Origin of the sequence: Actinomadura sp. BRA 177 (genome assembly GCF_013372625.1) — a bacterium.
GTDB lineage: Bacteria > Actinomycetota > Actinomycetes > Streptosporangiales > Streptosporangiaceae > Spirillospora.
On sequence record NZ_JABXFD010000222.1, the window covers coordinates 20556 to 35131 of the forward strand.

At 71.8% G+C, this 14576-nt stretch carries 14 protein-coding genes; 2 read left to right on the plus strand and 12 right to left on the minus strand.

The window, feature by feature from the left end; all coding sequences use genetic code 11:
- Window positions 1-852 (plus strand): Fpg/Nei family DNA glycosylase, encoded by an 852-nt coding sequence (locus HUX53_RS08445; protein WP_176402600.1) that lies wholly within the window; start codon window positions 1-3, stop codon window positions 850-852.
- Between the two features lie 163 nt (window positions 853-1015).
- Here HUX53_RS08445 and HUX53_RS08450 read toward each other — a convergent pair whose 3' ends face one another.
- The 11 genes from HUX53_RS08450 to HUX53_RS08500 all read right to left on the minus strand — a co-directional run bounded on the left by HUX53_RS08450 (window position 1016) and on the right by HUX53_RS08500 (window position 13667).
- A complete protein-coding gene (locus HUX53_RS08450; RefSeq protein ID WP_176402601.1) occupies window positions 1016-1483 on the minus strand; it encodes a DNA starvation/stationary phase protection protein in 468 nt (155 codons plus the stop codon).
- A 127-nt stretch (window positions 1484-1610) separates the two neighbouring features.
- Window positions 1611-1964: a helix-turn-helix domain-containing protein gene (locus HUX53_RS08455; protein ID WP_176402602.1), complete on the minus strand. Its 354-nt coding sequence runs from the start codon at window positions 1962-1964 to the stop codon at window positions 1611-1613.
- Window positions 1965-2075: 111 nt separating this feature from the next.
- On the minus strand, window positions 2076-3371 hold the full coding sequence (locus HUX53_RS08460) for a CinA family nicotinamide mononucleotide deamidase-related protein (protein ID WP_176402603.1): 1296 nt from the start codon (window positions 3369-3371) through the stop codon (window positions 2076-2078).
- A 375-nt stretch (window positions 3372-3746) separates the two neighbouring features.
- Window positions 3747-4331: a CDP-alcohol phosphatidyltransferase family protein gene (locus HUX53_RS08465; protein ID WP_176402604.1), complete on the minus strand. Its 585-nt coding sequence runs from the start codon at window positions 4329-4331 to the stop codon at window positions 3747-3749.
- On the minus strand, window positions 4328-5749 hold the full coding sequence (gene rimO / locus HUX53_RS08470) for a 30S ribosomal protein S12 methylthiotransferase RimO (protein ID WP_176402605.1): 1422 nt from the start codon (window positions 5747-5749) through the stop codon (window positions 4328-4330). The genes HUX53_RS08465 and rimO overlap by 4 nt, the downstream gene beginning before the upstream one ends.
- Window positions 5750-5795: 46 nt before the next feature.
- The gene (locus HUX53_RS08475) at window positions 5796-6551 is read right to left on the minus strand and encodes a helix-turn-helix domain-containing protein (protein WP_176402606.1); all 756 of its coding nucleotides are present in this window, start codon (window positions 6549-6551) and stop codon (window positions 5796-5798) included.
- A gap of 139 nt (window positions 6552-6690) precedes the next feature.
- Window positions 6691-9309, minus strand: coding sequence for a DNA translocase FtsK (locus HUX53_RS08480; RefSeq protein WP_176402607.1), 2619 nt, complete (start codon window positions 9307-9309; stop codon window positions 6691-6693).
- A gap of 101 nt (window positions 9310-9410) precedes the next feature.
- Entirely contained in the window at window positions 9411-11096 is a 1686-nt protein-coding gene (locus tag HUX53_RS08485) for a ribonuclease J (protein WP_176402608.1), read from the minus strand.
- A 73-nt stretch (window positions 11097-11169) separates the two neighbouring features.
- Window positions 11170-12108 (minus strand): 4-hydroxy-tetrahydrodipicolinate synthase, encoded by a 939-nt coding sequence (gene dapA / locus HUX53_RS08490; RefSeq protein WP_176402609.1) that lies wholly within the window; start codon window positions 12106-12108, stop codon window positions 11170-11172.
- A gap of 142 nt (window positions 12109-12250) precedes the next feature.
- Window positions 12251-12472, minus strand: coding sequence for a hypothetical protein (locus tag HUX53_RS08495; RefSeq protein ID WP_176402610.1), 222 nt, complete (start codon window positions 12470-12472; stop codon window positions 12251-12253).
- 139 nt (window positions 12473-12611) lie between these two features.
- Entirely contained in the window at window positions 12612-13667 is a 1056-nt protein-coding gene (locus tag HUX53_RS08500) for a hypothetical protein (protein WP_255205048.1), read from the minus strand.
- Between the two features lie 217 nt (window positions 13668-13884).
- Here HUX53_RS08500 and HUX53_RS08505 point away from each other — a divergent pair, with 217 nt between their 5' ends.
- Window positions 13885-14061 (plus strand): hypothetical protein, encoded by a 177-nt coding sequence (locus tag HUX53_RS08505; protein ID WP_176402611.1) that lies wholly within the window; start codon window positions 13885-13887, stop codon window positions 14059-14061.
- 47 nt (window positions 14062-14108) lie between these two features.
- Here HUX53_RS08505 and HUX53_RS08510 read toward each other — a convergent pair whose 3' ends face one another.
- Window positions 14109-14453, minus strand: coding sequence for a VOC family protein (locus HUX53_RS08510; protein ID WP_176402612.1), 345 nt, complete (start codon window positions 14451-14453; stop codon window positions 14109-14111).
- Window positions 14454-14576: the final 123 nt, after the last annotated feature.

The window sequence follows — 14576 nt, forward strand, 5'->3', positions numbered from 1 at the left end:
ATGCCTGAAGGGGACGTCGTCTGGCTGACGGCCCGGCGGTTGCGCGAGGCGCTCGCCGGGCGGGTGCTCACGCGCTCGGACTTCCGCGTCCCCCGGTTCGCCACCGCCGACCTGCGCGGCCGGACGGTCCTGGACACCGTGCCGCGCGGCAAGCACCTCCTCACCCGCGTCGAGGACGGGCTCACCGTGCACACGCACCTGCTGATGGAGGGCCGCTGGCAGATCCGCCGCTCGGGCCCCGTCCCCCGCGACAGTGCCTATTCGCCTGCGAGCCCTCGGCGCTTCCGCGGGCGCCCTTCGTCCCTCAGTGCGCCCGCGGCTGACAGGGTCCGCCTGGTGCTGGCGAACGCCGAGTGGCAGGCGGTCGGCTACTCGCTCGGCCTGGTCGAGCTGCTGCGCACCGCCGAGGAGGACAAGGCGGTGGGCCACCTCGGACCCGACCTGCTCGACCCGTCCTGGGGGCCGGGGACGACGGCCGACGCCGTCGCGCGGCTGGGCGAACAGCCGGCGCGGCCCATCGGCGAGGCCCTGCTCGACCAGACGCGGCTCGCCGGGATCGGCAACGTCTACAAGGCCGAGGTCCTGTTCCTCAGCGGCGTCAACCCGTGGACGCGAGTCGGGGACGTCCCGGACCTCCCCGCGCTCGTGGAGCTGTCTCACCGCCTCCTGGACGCCAACAAGGAGCGCCACGGCCACATCACCACCGGCGACCGCGGACGCGGCCGGGAGCACTGGGTGTACGGCCGAGCCGGACGCCCCTGCCGCCGCTGCGGAACCCGCATCGAACGCGCCGAGCAAACCGGCGAACGAGTCACCTTCTGGTGCCCCGCCTGCCAACCCGCCCCGCACTAGACGGCCGTCCACGACCGCCAACCGACTCGCTATCGCGTTGACTTGCGGCGTGTTGCCCTTATGCGGCGCCGCATAAGGGCAACACGCCGCAAGTCAACGCAGCCACGGAGAAGCGCCGGCCCCCGCCGATCGGGATCGGCGGGGGCCGGGGGCTTCGCACGCGTCAGGTTTGGGCCTGGAACATCCAGTGCTGCTTTTCGAGTTGGGCGGTGATGCTGATGAGCAGGTCCTGGGTGACCTGGTCGGGCTCGTCGGTCGCGGCGATGCGCTCCCGGAAGCGGGCGATGATCTGGGCCAGCATGTCGGTGATCGCGGCGACGACCTTGTCGTCGTCGAGGTAGCCGGCCTCCAGCTGCGGCAGCTCGGTGCGGTCGGCGACCGTGCGGGCGCGGCCGTCGGGGTTCACGCCGACCGCCACGGCGCGCTCGGCCACGTCGTCCTGCCCGGTGCGGGCGAGGGCGACGACCTCGTCCAGGTGCTCGTGCACGACCTTGAAGTTGCGCCCGGTCAGGTTCCAGTGCGCCTGCTTGGCCAGCAGCGCGAGGTCGACCAGGTCGACCAGGGCGCCCTGCAGGGCCTTGCCCACCACCTTCACGGCATCGTCCGGGAGCGGGCTCTTGACCGTCGCCATTATCGGGCTCCTTCCGCGTCGTTACGGTTAGTCGTTACAACACGGAACATCCCCGGAAATGCCGCGTCCATGCGTGAGGCCGCGCACACCCGCGGCCCCCGGTGGGCATGAACGCGCCGAGAACGGGTCAGGCCGCGACCATGTCGGCGCGGAGCTCCCCGGTGATCTCCTCCGGCGTCTCCGGAATGCTCTCGGTGGTGATGCGCTCGTGTTCCGGCGCGCCCGCCATGACGGGCTCGTGCTGCAGCTCGGCGAGGGCGAGCTGATCCGCGACTTCCCTCAGCACGTGCGACAGCGGGACGCCCAGGGCTTTGCAGATCGAGGACAGCAGCTCCGAAGAGGCCTCTTTCTGTCCCCGCTCGACCTCGGAGAGATAGCCGAGTGACACCCGTGCCGCCGCGGACACCTCACGGAGGGTGCGTCCCTGGCGCAGCCGCAGCTGCCGCAGTACGTCACCGAGCAGCTGGCGAAGCAGGACCATCGTCTCGCTCCCTCCCTCAGTTCGGACCATCTGCCGGTTCCACCGTACCCGCCTTGACGGTGACCATGGCAGACCGTTGATTTCGTGTTCGCTGGGAACGTAACGCTGTAATCAGTCCAGGTCTTCCCGATCTGCCCGAGCCTCCTCGCTCTCGCCCTCGGCGTCAAGCCCCATCAGGACGCGTCTCAGCAGCTCAAGGGCGTGCACGACGGTCATCCGCCGGATCACCCCGCGGATCTCCGGCCCGGCACCGGGCACGGGGAGTTTCGGGCTGACCACAGTGCGCGAATTTCCAGGACCGGCCACGCCGATATAGACCGTTCCGACCGGACGGCCGTCCTGCGTGTCCGGGCCGGCGACGCCCGTGACGGCCAGCCCGTAGGTCGCGCCGACCGCGTCCCGGACGCCGGCGGCCATCGCGGCGGCCACGTCCGGGTGGACGGCCCCGTGCGCGGCGAGCAGGTCCGCCGGGACGCCGAGCAGCCGCTCCTTGGCCTCCGTCGCGTACGTCACCATGCCGCCCGCGTAGGTGGCGGACGAGCCGGGCATCGCGGTCAGCTCGGCGCCGATGAGGCCGCCGCTGAGCGACTCCGCCGTCGCCACGGTCTCCCCGCGGGCGGCGAGCAGCCGGTGGACGACCCGGTCCAGCGTCTCGTCCCCGGCCCCGTAGACGGCCGAGCCGAGCAGCGACCGGACCTGCGCCTCGACGCCCGCCAGGCGGCCGGCGGCGTCCGGGCCGGCCACCGTGATGCGGATCTTCACCTCGGCCGGGTCGGGCAGGTAGGCGAGCTTCACCCCGTCCATCGCCTCGACCTCGGCGAGCCGCGTCGCGACGACCGACTCCCACATCCGGGCGGTGCGCAGCGTGCGGCGCGCGACCGCGGGCAGCCCGGCGACGAGGGCGAGCTCCGGCAGCACGATCTCGTCCATGATCGTGTGCATCTCGAACGGGACGCCGGGCAGCGCGTAGACGACCCCGCCGGGCAGCTCCACGCGCAGGCCGGGCGCCGACCCGGCGGAGTTCACCAGGATGCGCGCGCCCTTCGGGACGTCGGCCATCCGCAGCGCCATCGGCTGCAGCTCGCGGCCGGCGCGGGCGACCCGCTCGCGCAGCCGCCGCTCCAGGTCCGGGTCGCGGACGAGCGGCACGCCCGCCGCCGCGGCGAGCGCGTCCCGGGTGAGGTCGTCGTAGGTCGGGCCGAGCCCGCCGGTGGTGATCACCGCGTCGGCCCGTTCCAGCGCCGTCGTCGCGGCCGCGACGATGACGTCCAGCTCGTCGCCGACGACGACGCTGCGGGTGACGTCGACGCCGTGCTCGGCCAGCCGGCGGCCCAGCCACGCCGCGTTGCCGTTGATCGTGTCGCCGAGGAGCAGCTCGTCCCCGACGGTGAGCAGTTCGACCCGCATGGCGCCCCCATCTTCGTTGTCGGTGGCCACGGCTCGCCGCGAGCGTTTCGAATCTACCGGCGGCGGCCCGGGACGGCCGCGGCGCACCACCGGTTCACCGGGAGGAACGGCCGGATGAGGACGGCGCCGCCGCGTGCGGGTTCGTACCGGTCCAACGGGTTCGTCCCTTTTCCGGCGCGGCGCGAAAGCGCCGGTCGCGGGGGACAACTCGCCCCGGACGTCCAGTCACATTGTGAGTCAAAACTCATTTGATCGGTTCGTCCGCACTCGCGCGGGCGGGGATAATCGAATTGCGTGGCGCCCGCGAACCGGGGCCGCGGGACCACGACCGGGGTGGGCGTGGCCTCGTGGCTCCCGCGGGCGCCATGGCCTTTCTCACGGTTGCGACGGCCGGCGCTTCCGCCGCGCCTGCACGACGTAGTCCACGCCCGTGACGACGGTGACGACGAGGGCGGCGCCCATCGTGACCCAGCGGACGTAGTCGAGCGGGCCGGGCAGGATGTAGAAGCCGATCGCGATGACCTGCAGCATCGTCTTCAGCTTCCCGCCCTTGCTGGCCGGGATCACCCCGTGCCGGAGCACGACGAACCGCAGCACGGTGATGCCGATCTCGCGGACCATGATGGCGGCCGTCACCCACCACCACAGCTCCCCCATCACCGACAGGCTGACCAGCGCGGCGCCGGTGAGCGCCTTGTCGGCGATCGGGTCGGCGATCTTGCCGAAGTCGGTGACGATGCCGCGGGCGCGGGCGATGTCCCCGTCGATCTTGTCGGTGATGGAGGCGGCGGCGAACACCGCGAACGCGGCGAGCCGCCAGCCGGTGCCGTCCAGGAACAGCAGCCACACGAAGAAGGGCACGAGCACGATCCGGACCATCGTCAGCGCGTTGGCGATGTTCCAGACGCCGGCCGGGGGCGGGTCGGAGCCCGCGACCGGTTCCGGGGTGCCCGCGATCATGCCACCTCCGCGATGAGGTCTACGCCGTCGCTGCCGGTGACGCGGGCCTCGACGATCTCGCCGAGCGCCAGGCCCTCGCCGCGGACGAGGACCGTCCCGTCCACCTCCGGCGCCTGGTGCTCGGCGCGGCCCTCGAAACCGCCGTCCTCGGCCTTCTCCTCCAGCAGGACGCGGACCGTCGAGCCGATGCGGTCCTCGGCGCGCTGGGAGGTCAGCTCCTCGGCGAGGCCGGACAGCTCGTCGACGCGGCCGGCGACCTCGGCCGGGTCGAGCTTGCCGGCCAGGTCCGCGGCCTCGGTGCCGTCCTCGTCGGAGTAGCCGAACACGCCGACCGCGTCGAGGCGTGCGGCGGACAGGAACTCCGCCAGCTCCGCGAAGTCGTCCTCGGTCTCGCCGGGGAAGCCGACGATGAAATTGGACCGCACGCCCGCGTCCGGCGCCAGCTCGCGGACCTGGTCGAGCAGCCCGAGGAACCGCTCCCGGTCGCCGAACCGCCGCATCGAGCGCAGCACCGGGCCGGACGCGTGCTGGAACGACATGTCGAAGTAGGGCGCGACGCCGGGCGTGCCGCAGATCGCCTCGATGAGCCCCGGGCGGGTCTCGGCGGGCTGCAGGTAGCTGACCCGGACGCGCTCGATCCCGTCCACGGCGGCGAGGCCGGGCAGCAGCTTCTCCAGCGCGCGCAGGTCGCCGAGGTCCTTGCCATAGGACGTCGAGTTCTCGCTCACCAGGACCAGCTCGCGGACGCCGTGCCCGGCGAGCCAGCGCGCCTCCTCCAGCACCTCCGCCGGCGGGCGCGACACGTAGGCGCCGCGGAACGCGGGGATCGCGCAGAACGTGCAGCGCCGGTCGCAGCCGGACGCCAGCTTCAGCGGCGCGACCGGGCCGCCGCCGAGCCTCCGCCGCAGCACCCGCGGGCCGGACGCGGGCGCCACCCCGTCCGGCAGGTCGGCCGGGCCGCCGTGCCCCGGGACCGCCACCTGGGACGCCGACCGCTCCACCGGGCTGATCGGCAGCAGGGTCCGCCGGTCGCGCGGGGTGTGCGCCTCCCGCCTGCGGCCCGCCATGACGTCGTCGAGCCGCTCCGCGATGCCGGCGTAGTCGTCGAAGCCGAGCACCGCGTCGGCCTCCGGCAGCGCCTCCGCCAGCTCCTTGCCGTACCGCTCGGCCATGCAGCCGGCTGCGACGACCTTGGCACCCGAGTCGTGCGCGGCGAGGAGCGTGTCGATGGAGTCCTTCTTGGCGGCCTCGATGAACCCGCACGTGTTGACGACGACCACGTCCGCGCCGTCGGCACCGTCGGCGCCGTCGGCCAGGTCCCAGCCCGCGTCCTCGATGCGCGCGGCGAGTTCCTCGGAATCGACCTCGTTGCGGGCGCAGCCGAGCGTGATGAGCGAGACCTTGCGGCGAGTGGACATGCCCCTAAAGGTAATGGGCGCAGGCGCCAGGACGTACCAGCGGCCCCTACGCGGGTTCCGGGTCGTTCTTGTCGAAGCTCAGCCGCTGCACGCCCTTGCCCTTGCCGGGCGAGCCGATGTCCTTGCCGTTGACGGTCAGGTTGACGCTGCCGCCGACGCCGATCACCAGCTTGACCTTCTTCTTGGCGCTGAAGTCCTTCTCGTCGCCCTTGTGCAGGGTGCCGATGAAGAGCGTCTTGCCCTTGTCGCCGATGACGTTCAGCCAGGTGGTGCGCTTGGCCTCGATCCGCACCTCGACCTTGGTGCGCGGCGCCTCGGCGACCGGCGCGCCGCTCTTCGGCGGCGCCGACGCGGACGGCGACGCGGAGGGCGGCGCGGGCGTCCCGGCGACCTGCTGCGCGGTGCGCTGCTCACCGCCGCCGTCGTGCCCGACGACCTGGACGACCCCGTAGATGACGACGAGGGCGAGGGCGAGCGCCATCGCGGCGCTCCAGTTGGGCGCCTTGCGCTCACGGAACGCGACGGGCTGCTCCGGCTCGAACGCCGAGATCGCCGAGACGGGCTGCGGGGCGCCGCCGTGCGCGGCGTCGAACTCGGCGACGAGCGGCTCCGGATCGATGCCGATGACCCGGGAGATGCTGCGGATGTGGCCGCGGGCGTAGAAGTTGCCGCCGCAGAGCGAGAAGTCGTCGGCCTCCATGCCGCGGATCACGGTCTCCCGTATCCGCGTTTGGAGACTCACCTGTGTCACCGAGAGACCGGCCCGCTCACGCTCCTCCGCCAGGGTCTCACCGATGCTCACCTCGGGCCTCCTTCGGGGGCGCTCGTGGCCGATCTTCTGAAACACCAGTCTAGAAACGGCAATGCCCGCTCGGCGACAGCCAACACGTTCGAAACAGGGCAAGATTTCGCATCATTCCGCAATGCCCTGGCCGCGCGGGTCAGCTTCCGCCGCGCAGTTCGGCGAGGACGCCCGGGAGATCGTCCGGCTTGGCCAGCACGTCCCGCGCCTTGGAGCCCTCGCTCGGCCCGACGATGTCGCGGCTCTCCATCAGGTCCATCAGCCGCCCGGCCTTGGCGAACCCGACGCGGAGCTTGCGCTGCAGCATCGACGTCGACCCGAACTGGGTGGACACGACGAGCTCGATCGCCTGGACGAGCAGGTCCATGTCGTCGCCGATCTCCTCGTCGATCTCCTTCTTCGGCTTGTTCGACTCGGCGACGTCCTCGCGGTAGTTCGCCTCCATCTGCGCCTTGCAGTGGTCGACGACCCCGTGGATCTCCTTCTCCGACACGTAGGCGTTCTGCAGGCGCATCGGCTTGCTCGCGCCCATCGGCAGGAACAGCGCGTCGCCCTGCCCGACCAGCTTCTCCGCGCCCGGCTGGTCGAGGATGACGCGGCTGTCGGACAGCGAGGACGTCGCGAACGCCAGCCGGGACGGCACGTTGGCCTTGATGAGCCCGGTGACGACGTCCACCGACGGCCGCTGCGTCGCCAGCACCAGGTGGATGCCGGCGGCGCGGGCGAGCTGGGTGATGCGGACGACCGAGTCCTCCACGTCGCGCGGCGCGACCATCATCAGGTCGGCCAGCTCGTCCACGATGACCAGCATGTACGGGTACGGGGTGTAGACGCGCTCGCTGCCGGGCGGCGGCTTGAGCTTGCCCGCCTTCACCGCCTTGTTGAAGTCGTCGATGTGCCGGTACCCGGACGCGGCCAGGTCGTCGTAGCGGCGGTCCATCTCGCCGACGACCCACTCCAGGGCCTCGGCGGCCTTCTTCGGGCTGGTGATGATCGGCGTGATCAGGTGCGGGATGCCCTGGTACATCGTCAGCTCGACCCGCTTGGGGTCGACCAGGATCATCCGCACCTCGTCCGGCGTGGCGCGCATCAGGATCGAGCTGATCAGCCCGTTGATGCAGGTCGACTTGCCGGCGCCGGTGGCGCCCGCGATGAGGATGTGCGGCATCTTCGCCAGGTTCGCCACGACCGTGCGGCCCTCGACGTCCTTGCCGAGCCCGACGATCATCGGGTGGTGCTCGTTGGTCGCGGCGGGCGAGCGCAGCACGTCGCCGAGGCTGACGATGTCCTTGTCGGTGTTGGGGATCTCCACCCCGATCGCCGACTTGCCGGGGATCGGGGAGATGATCCGCACGTCGGCGCTCTTCACCGCGTACGCGATGTTCTTGGTCAGCGCGGTGACCTTCTCGACCTTCACCGCCGGGCCCAGCTCGATCTCGTACCGGGTGATCGTCGGGCCCCGGGTGAACCCGGTGACCTGCGCGTCGATGTCGAACTGCTCCAGCACCCCGGTGAGCGCGTTCACCACAGTGTCGTTGGCCTTGGTGCGCGGCTTGGCCACGCTCCCGGGCCGCAGCTTCGACGGGTCGGGCAGCACGTAGATCTCGCCGGACGACGACAGCGGCAGCTGCTCGGAGCGGCGCGGCGCGGGCGTCGGGTCGCGCACCTCGTGCGGCGCCTCCTCGGCCATCGACGCGCCGGCGACGTGCTCGTCCCCTGCCGCGTCCATCGGCTCGTCGTCGGCGGGCGGCGCGGGAGGCGGGACGTCGGCGCCGAACGGGTCGGGCTCGAACAGCTCGTCGGCGAGGTCGCGGCGCGGGCGGTCGGCCTTCTTCGGCTCGTCCTCCAGCAGCGGCGTGTCGTACGGCCGGGAGTGCTCGCCGACCTCCAGCTCGCCGTCGCCGTCCTCGGACTTCTTCTTGCGGCCCCGCTTCTTCGGCGCGTCCCCGTCCCCCTGCTCACCGTCGGACGGGCGCTCCGGGCGGCTCTGCAGCGTCGCCATGGCCCACAGGTCGGCGACCCGCTCGGGGACCTTCGCGATCGGCGTCGCCGTGACGACCAGCAGCCCGAACCCGGACAGGAGCAGCAGCAGCGGGACGGCCACCCACCCGCTGAGCGCCGCGTCGAGCGGGGCCGACACCAGCCAGCCGATGACGCCGCCGGACTCGCGGACGCCCGGCATGTCCTTCGCCGGGGACGGGACCCCGGCGGCGATGTGCAGGATGCCGAGCACGCCGACGCCGAGCGCGGTGATGCCGATGACGACGCGGCCGGTGTCCTCGTGCTGCTCGGGGTGGCGCAGCGTCCGCCACGCCAGCAGCGCCAGCAGCACGGGCAGCGCCATCGCCATGATGCCGAGGCCGCCGCGCACGACCTTCTCCAGCGCGATCGTGACGACGCCGTCCGGCCGGAACCAGGTGACCGAGGCCAGCACGATGGACGAGCCGAGCAGCGCCAGGCCGAGGCCGTCGCGCCGGTGCTCGGGGTCGAGGTTGCGGGCGCCGTTCCCGTAGGCGCGGAACACCGACCCGACGGCGACGGCCGCGAGCAGGTACAGCTTGAACAGGAGCTTGAAGAACCCGAGGACGGCCTGGGAGATCGGGTCGGGCTTCTGCGGGGGACGCCCCCGCCCCGACGAGCCGCGGCCCTTGGCGGTGCCGCTCGGTCGCTTCCGGGGGGACGAACCTGCGGACTTGCGAGCCGCCGTGCCCCCCGCACGCGAAGAGGTTTTCGCACCCCCGGACGCACGTGTGGCCATGGTTATGAGAGTAACCAAGGACCCCGGAGGTTCCAGGGATGACGCAAGGCGTGTTGGAGAACGGACGGCCGCGGAGGTCCGCGGCCGTCCGAACCCTGGCCTCAGACCTCCACGACCACCGGGACGATCATCGGGCGGCGCCGGTAGTTGTCGCTCACCCACTTGCCGACGGTGCGCCGGATCAGCTGGCTCATCTGGTGCAGGTCGTTCACGCCGTCGCCGGCGGCGTCCCGCAGCGCGCCCTCGATCCGCTCGATGACCTCGTCGAAGTCCTCGTTGAGGATGCCGGCGCCGCGGGCGTGCACCTCCGGCCCGGCGACGACCTTGCCGGACGTCGAGTCGATGCCGATGACGATGGAGACGAACCCCTCCTCGCCGAGGATGCGCCGGTCCTTCAGTGAGGTCTCGGTGACCTCGCCGACCGACAGCCCGTCCACGTACACGTACCCGGCGGGGACGGCGCCGGTGATCCTGGCGCGGCCGTCCACCAGGTCGACGACCACGCCGTCCTCGGCGATGACGATGCCGTCGTCGGGCACGCCGGTGAGCGCGGCGAGCTTGGCGTGCGCCCGCAGGTGCCGCCACTCCCCGTGGATGGGGAGGAAGTTCGCCGGCTTGGTGACGTTCAGCACGTACAGCAGCTCGCCGGCCGACGCGTGCCCGGACACGTGCACGAGCGCGTTGCCCTTGTGCACGATGCGGGCGCCCCAGCGGGTGAGGCCGTTGATGACGCGGTTGACCGCGTTCTCGTTGCCGGGGATCAGCGAGGACGCCAGCAGCACGGTGTCGCCCTCGGTGATGCGGATCGAGTGGTCGCGGTTCGCCATCCGCGACAGCGCCGACATCGGCTCGCCCTGCGACCCGGTGCACACCAGCACCAGCCGGTCGCCCGGGATGCCGTCCAGCTCCTTCTGCTCGACCATGATGCCGTCGGGCACGTTGAGGTAGCCCAGCTCGCGCGCGACGCCCATGTTGCGGACCATCGACCGGCCGACGAAGCAGACCTTGCGGCCGTTGGCGACGGCGGCGTCCAGGACCTGCTGGACGCGGTGGATGTGCGAGGCGAAGCAGGCGACGATGAGCCGCTCCTGCGCGGTGCGGAACACCTCGTCCACGACCGGGCCGATGTTGCGCTCGCTGGTGACGAACCCGGGCACCTCGGCGTTGGTCGAGTCGGACATCAGCAGGTCGATGCCCTCGGCGCCGAGCCGGGCGAAGCCGGGCAGGTCGGTGAGCCGGCCGTCCAGCGGCAGCTGGTCCATCTTGAAGTCGCCGGTGTGCAGGACGACCCCGGCCGGCGTGCGGAGGGCGACGGCGAGCGCGTCCGGGATGGAGTGGTTGACGGCGAGGAACTCGCAGTCGAACGGCCCCAGGCCGCGCCGCTCGCCCTCCACCACCACGTCGGTGACCGGTTTGATGCGGTGCTCGGCGAGCTTGGCCTCCAGCAGCGCGAGCGTGAGCCTGGAGCCGACGATGGGAATGTCGCGGCGCTCGCGCAGCAGGTAGGGCACGGCGCCGAGGTGGTCCTCGTGGCCGTGCGTGAGGATGATCGCCTCGATGTCGCCGAGGCGGTCCCTGATGTACTCGAAATCGGGCAGGATCAGATCGACGCCGGGCTGCTCGGTCTCGGGGAACAGCACACCGCAGTCGACGACGAGCAGGCGTCCGCCGTACTCGAACACCGTCATGTTGCGGCCGATCTCCCCGAGCCCGCCCAGCGCGACGATGCGCAGGCCGCCCTCGGGCGGCGCGGGCGGGTCCGAGAGCTCCGGGTGAGGATGACTCACCGGCCCCCGCCCTTCCGGGTGGCGACCCCCGGGCCCCCGGGACGGTCACCCGACGATCCTCGCTTCGCTGCGGTCATCGGCTGACCTCCGGGATGACGACCTCCGGCACTTTGACTCCCCCTATCGTGAGGTCTTCTCGCAGGCGCGCCGCGAACTCCGCCGTGGCCTCCACCAGCGGCGCGCGGAGCGGGCCGCCTCCGGGGAGGCCGAGCAGGTTCAGCGCTGCCTTGACGGCGATGGCGCCCTGCGTACGGGTCATGATGGCGGTGACCACGGGCAGCAGCCGGCGGTGGATCTCCAGCGCCCGGCCGTGCTCACCGGCGCGGTAAGCGTCGATCATCTCATGGAGTTCGGCGCCGACGACATGCCCGACCACGCTGACGAACCCCGCCGCGCCCATGGACAGCCAGGGCAGGTTGAGGTTGTCGTCGCCGGAGTACCAGACCAGATCGGTCGCGGCCATCACGCGGGACGCGCCGAACAGGTCGCCCTTGGCGTCCTTGACGGCGATGATCCGCGGATGCTCGGCGAGCTGGACGAGCGTGTCGTTCTCGATCGGCACCCCGGCGCGCCCCGGGATGTCGTACAGCATGCAGGGCAGGGCCGTCGCGTCGGCCACCGCGGTGAAGTGGCGGACGAGGCCCTCCTGCGGGGGCTTGTTGTAGTAGGGCGTCACCACGAGCAGCCCGTGCACGCCGGTGGCCTCGGCCTGCCGCGCGAGTTGCAGGGTGTGCTCGGTGTGGTTCGTCCCGGCACCGGCGACGATCACGGCGCGGTCGCCGACCGCCTCCATGACCGCGCGCAGAAGTTTGCTCTTCTCGTCGTCGCTCGTCGTGGGCGACTCGCCCGTCGTCCCGTTGACGACGAGGCCGTCGTGGCGCCGCTCGTCGACCAGGTGGGTCGCGAGGCGCGCGGCGCCGTCGTAGTCGACGCCGCCGTCCGGCAGGAACGGAGTGACCATGGCGGTCAGCATCCGTCCAAACGGAGCGTCAGTCGATGTGCTGGGTGCCATGCAACGAACGGTACCGTTCCGGCCGTTCGACTTGGACCCGCAGGTCGTACAGAAAGGGAGAAGCCGCCGCCACACGCTCGGGGGTACGCGTGGCGGCGGCCTCCATCACCACATCGTGGCACGCAAAAGCCGCGTTACGGGGTCAGTCCGGCCACTTCCCGGACTCGATCGGATAACGTGACCCATCGGTCATCTCGTGCAGCCGGACGCGCAGCTCCTCGACGTCGGGAGTGCGCACGAGATCGTTGCCGCGGACGGCCCACCAGAGGCCGGAACCACCCCGTCCGATCCGCCAGCCGGCGAACTCGGCTGACAGCTCGCCGATCCGGTCGGCGTCGCGCCGCGCGGTCTGCTGAACGCCCATCGGCCTCGTCCCCTCTTCCTTTGCCATCCGGTGGTCCGGTCTTGACTTCCGCACGGGGCAATACCCCCGAAGGTGAACGGCTACCCAACCCTTTCTACCTGCGGGGACAAGAGAACCGGAACGTGGCCGGGAGGGTTTCTCAGCCGCCAGCACTTTCTGTCGTCCGGGGCAGCCAGGTGGATCGGTAACGGGCCCATTCGTCCTGCCTGGTCGTCCAGTCCGCGTACACGCCGACGCCGTACGGGCGCTTCGGCGGGCGCTCCAGCTGGTCGACCCCGCGCCGCACGCCGCGCAGCGCGACCGGCAGGTCCTCGGCCCACTCCAGGAGCGGGCGGTAGGTGGGGACGCCCATGAAGACGGTCGTGCGGTCGCCGATCAGCTCCAGCGTCGCGCGGGTGTGCCGCGCGAAGTGCCAGCCGGCGAGGGACCGGGTCGGCAGCGACACGTCGTAGGTCATGATCGCGACCTGGTCGGCACGGTCGGCGATCGCCCGCAGGAAGTCCTTGGTCGGACGCGGCGGATAGTGGACGGGACCGGTGCGCGGGATCAGCGCCTTGTAGACGGGCTGGAGGGCGTCGAAGAGCGTCGGCTGCTCCAGCGCCACCGACAGCAGCTTGCCGCGCGACCTGGTCAGCTCGCGGGTGCGGTCCATGAGCGTCAGGAACGCGCGGTCGTCGGGGTAGATCGGCTCGAAGTCGTAGTGGATGCCGTCGAAGCCGAGGTCCAGGAAGGCCGCGTCGGTCTTGAGCACCCGCTCCCGGACGGCGGGGTCGTCCAGTTCGATGACGCCCTCGCCCTCCACGATCCTGATCTGCCCCAGGTACGCCTGGGAGCGGACGCCCGGCGCGTACTCGTGCATGGCCTCGATCAGCTGCCGCGCGTAGCGGTACTTCGAGGCGGGGACCGTCCCGTCCGCCTCGAACGGGCCCGCGTGGAAGAACACGTCGCTGATGCGGTTCCGCTTCAGCAGGTCGCCGAACGCGCGGTACTCGGCGTCGCTGTGCGGCTCCCCCACCCACTGGTGCCGGGCCCACAGCGCGTTGGTCTCGGTGCCCCGCGCCTGCGGCTCGGGCTGCCACCAGACCCAGGCTCCGGCGAAGACGATCGCGACGAGGCCGAGGAGATACGCCGCCGTCCATCCGGTCCAGCGCAGCACCCCGCGCACAACTCCGGCAACCGGCCCTTTGCGTTCCATCACGCAATGATCCCGGATCAGCGGGATGCCCCGGACGCCGCGCGCCAGGAATCCCCCATGAGTCGATCATGGTTGGGGCCCGATCGCGCGCCGCGTGCGGCATCCGTTGACAGGCGGGGAACCCTGTGATGACGAGGCGGCTCAGCGATGTCGCCCGTCGTCCCCGACGGGAGCCGCCCCGGTCCTTACCGTCCGTCCGGATGGAGGTCGAAACGGCATGCGAGTACCACCCGAGCACGGCGAGCCGCGCCCCATGATCAGCACGCGGGCCCTCGTGATCATCATCGCGGCGATCGGCGCGGCGGCCCTCACCGCCGCCGCCCCGCGCTTCGCGATCCCCATAGGCGTGGGCGTCGGCGTCGTGACGCTGCTGGCCCAGATCGTCAAGGACTGACGCCGCCCCGGGCCCGCGGGGGGTACGGGCCCGGGCGCACGACCCGATCACACCGTGCAGAAGCAGAACTCGTTGCCCTCGGGGTCGCGCCAGACCTGGAAGGGCCGCTCCGGGTTGCCCATCGGCTCGCCGGCCGGGGTGGCGCCGAGCCGCGCCGCGCGCTCGCCGGCGGCGCGGATGTCGGGCACGTCCAGGTCCAGGTGCAGCCGGTTCTTGATGGTCTTGCCCTCCGGGACGCGCTGGAACGACAGGATCGGCCCGTTCCCGCCCAGGGGCTCCAGGTCGAGCCAGCCGTCGTTCGCCGCGGTCGTCTTCATGCCGAGCAGCCCGCCCCAGAACGCCGCCATGGCGTCCAGGTCGGCGCAGTCGATGACGAGATTGCCCACCTTCATCGGGCACCTCCCGCCGGCCGGACGGTGCCGGCCGAGTGGGCGGCGGCGCGCGCACAGTACGGCGCGGGCTGCGGACGGGGGGCCGAGCGCCGGACGCCGATCCGGTCGGGCACGCCGCCGGGC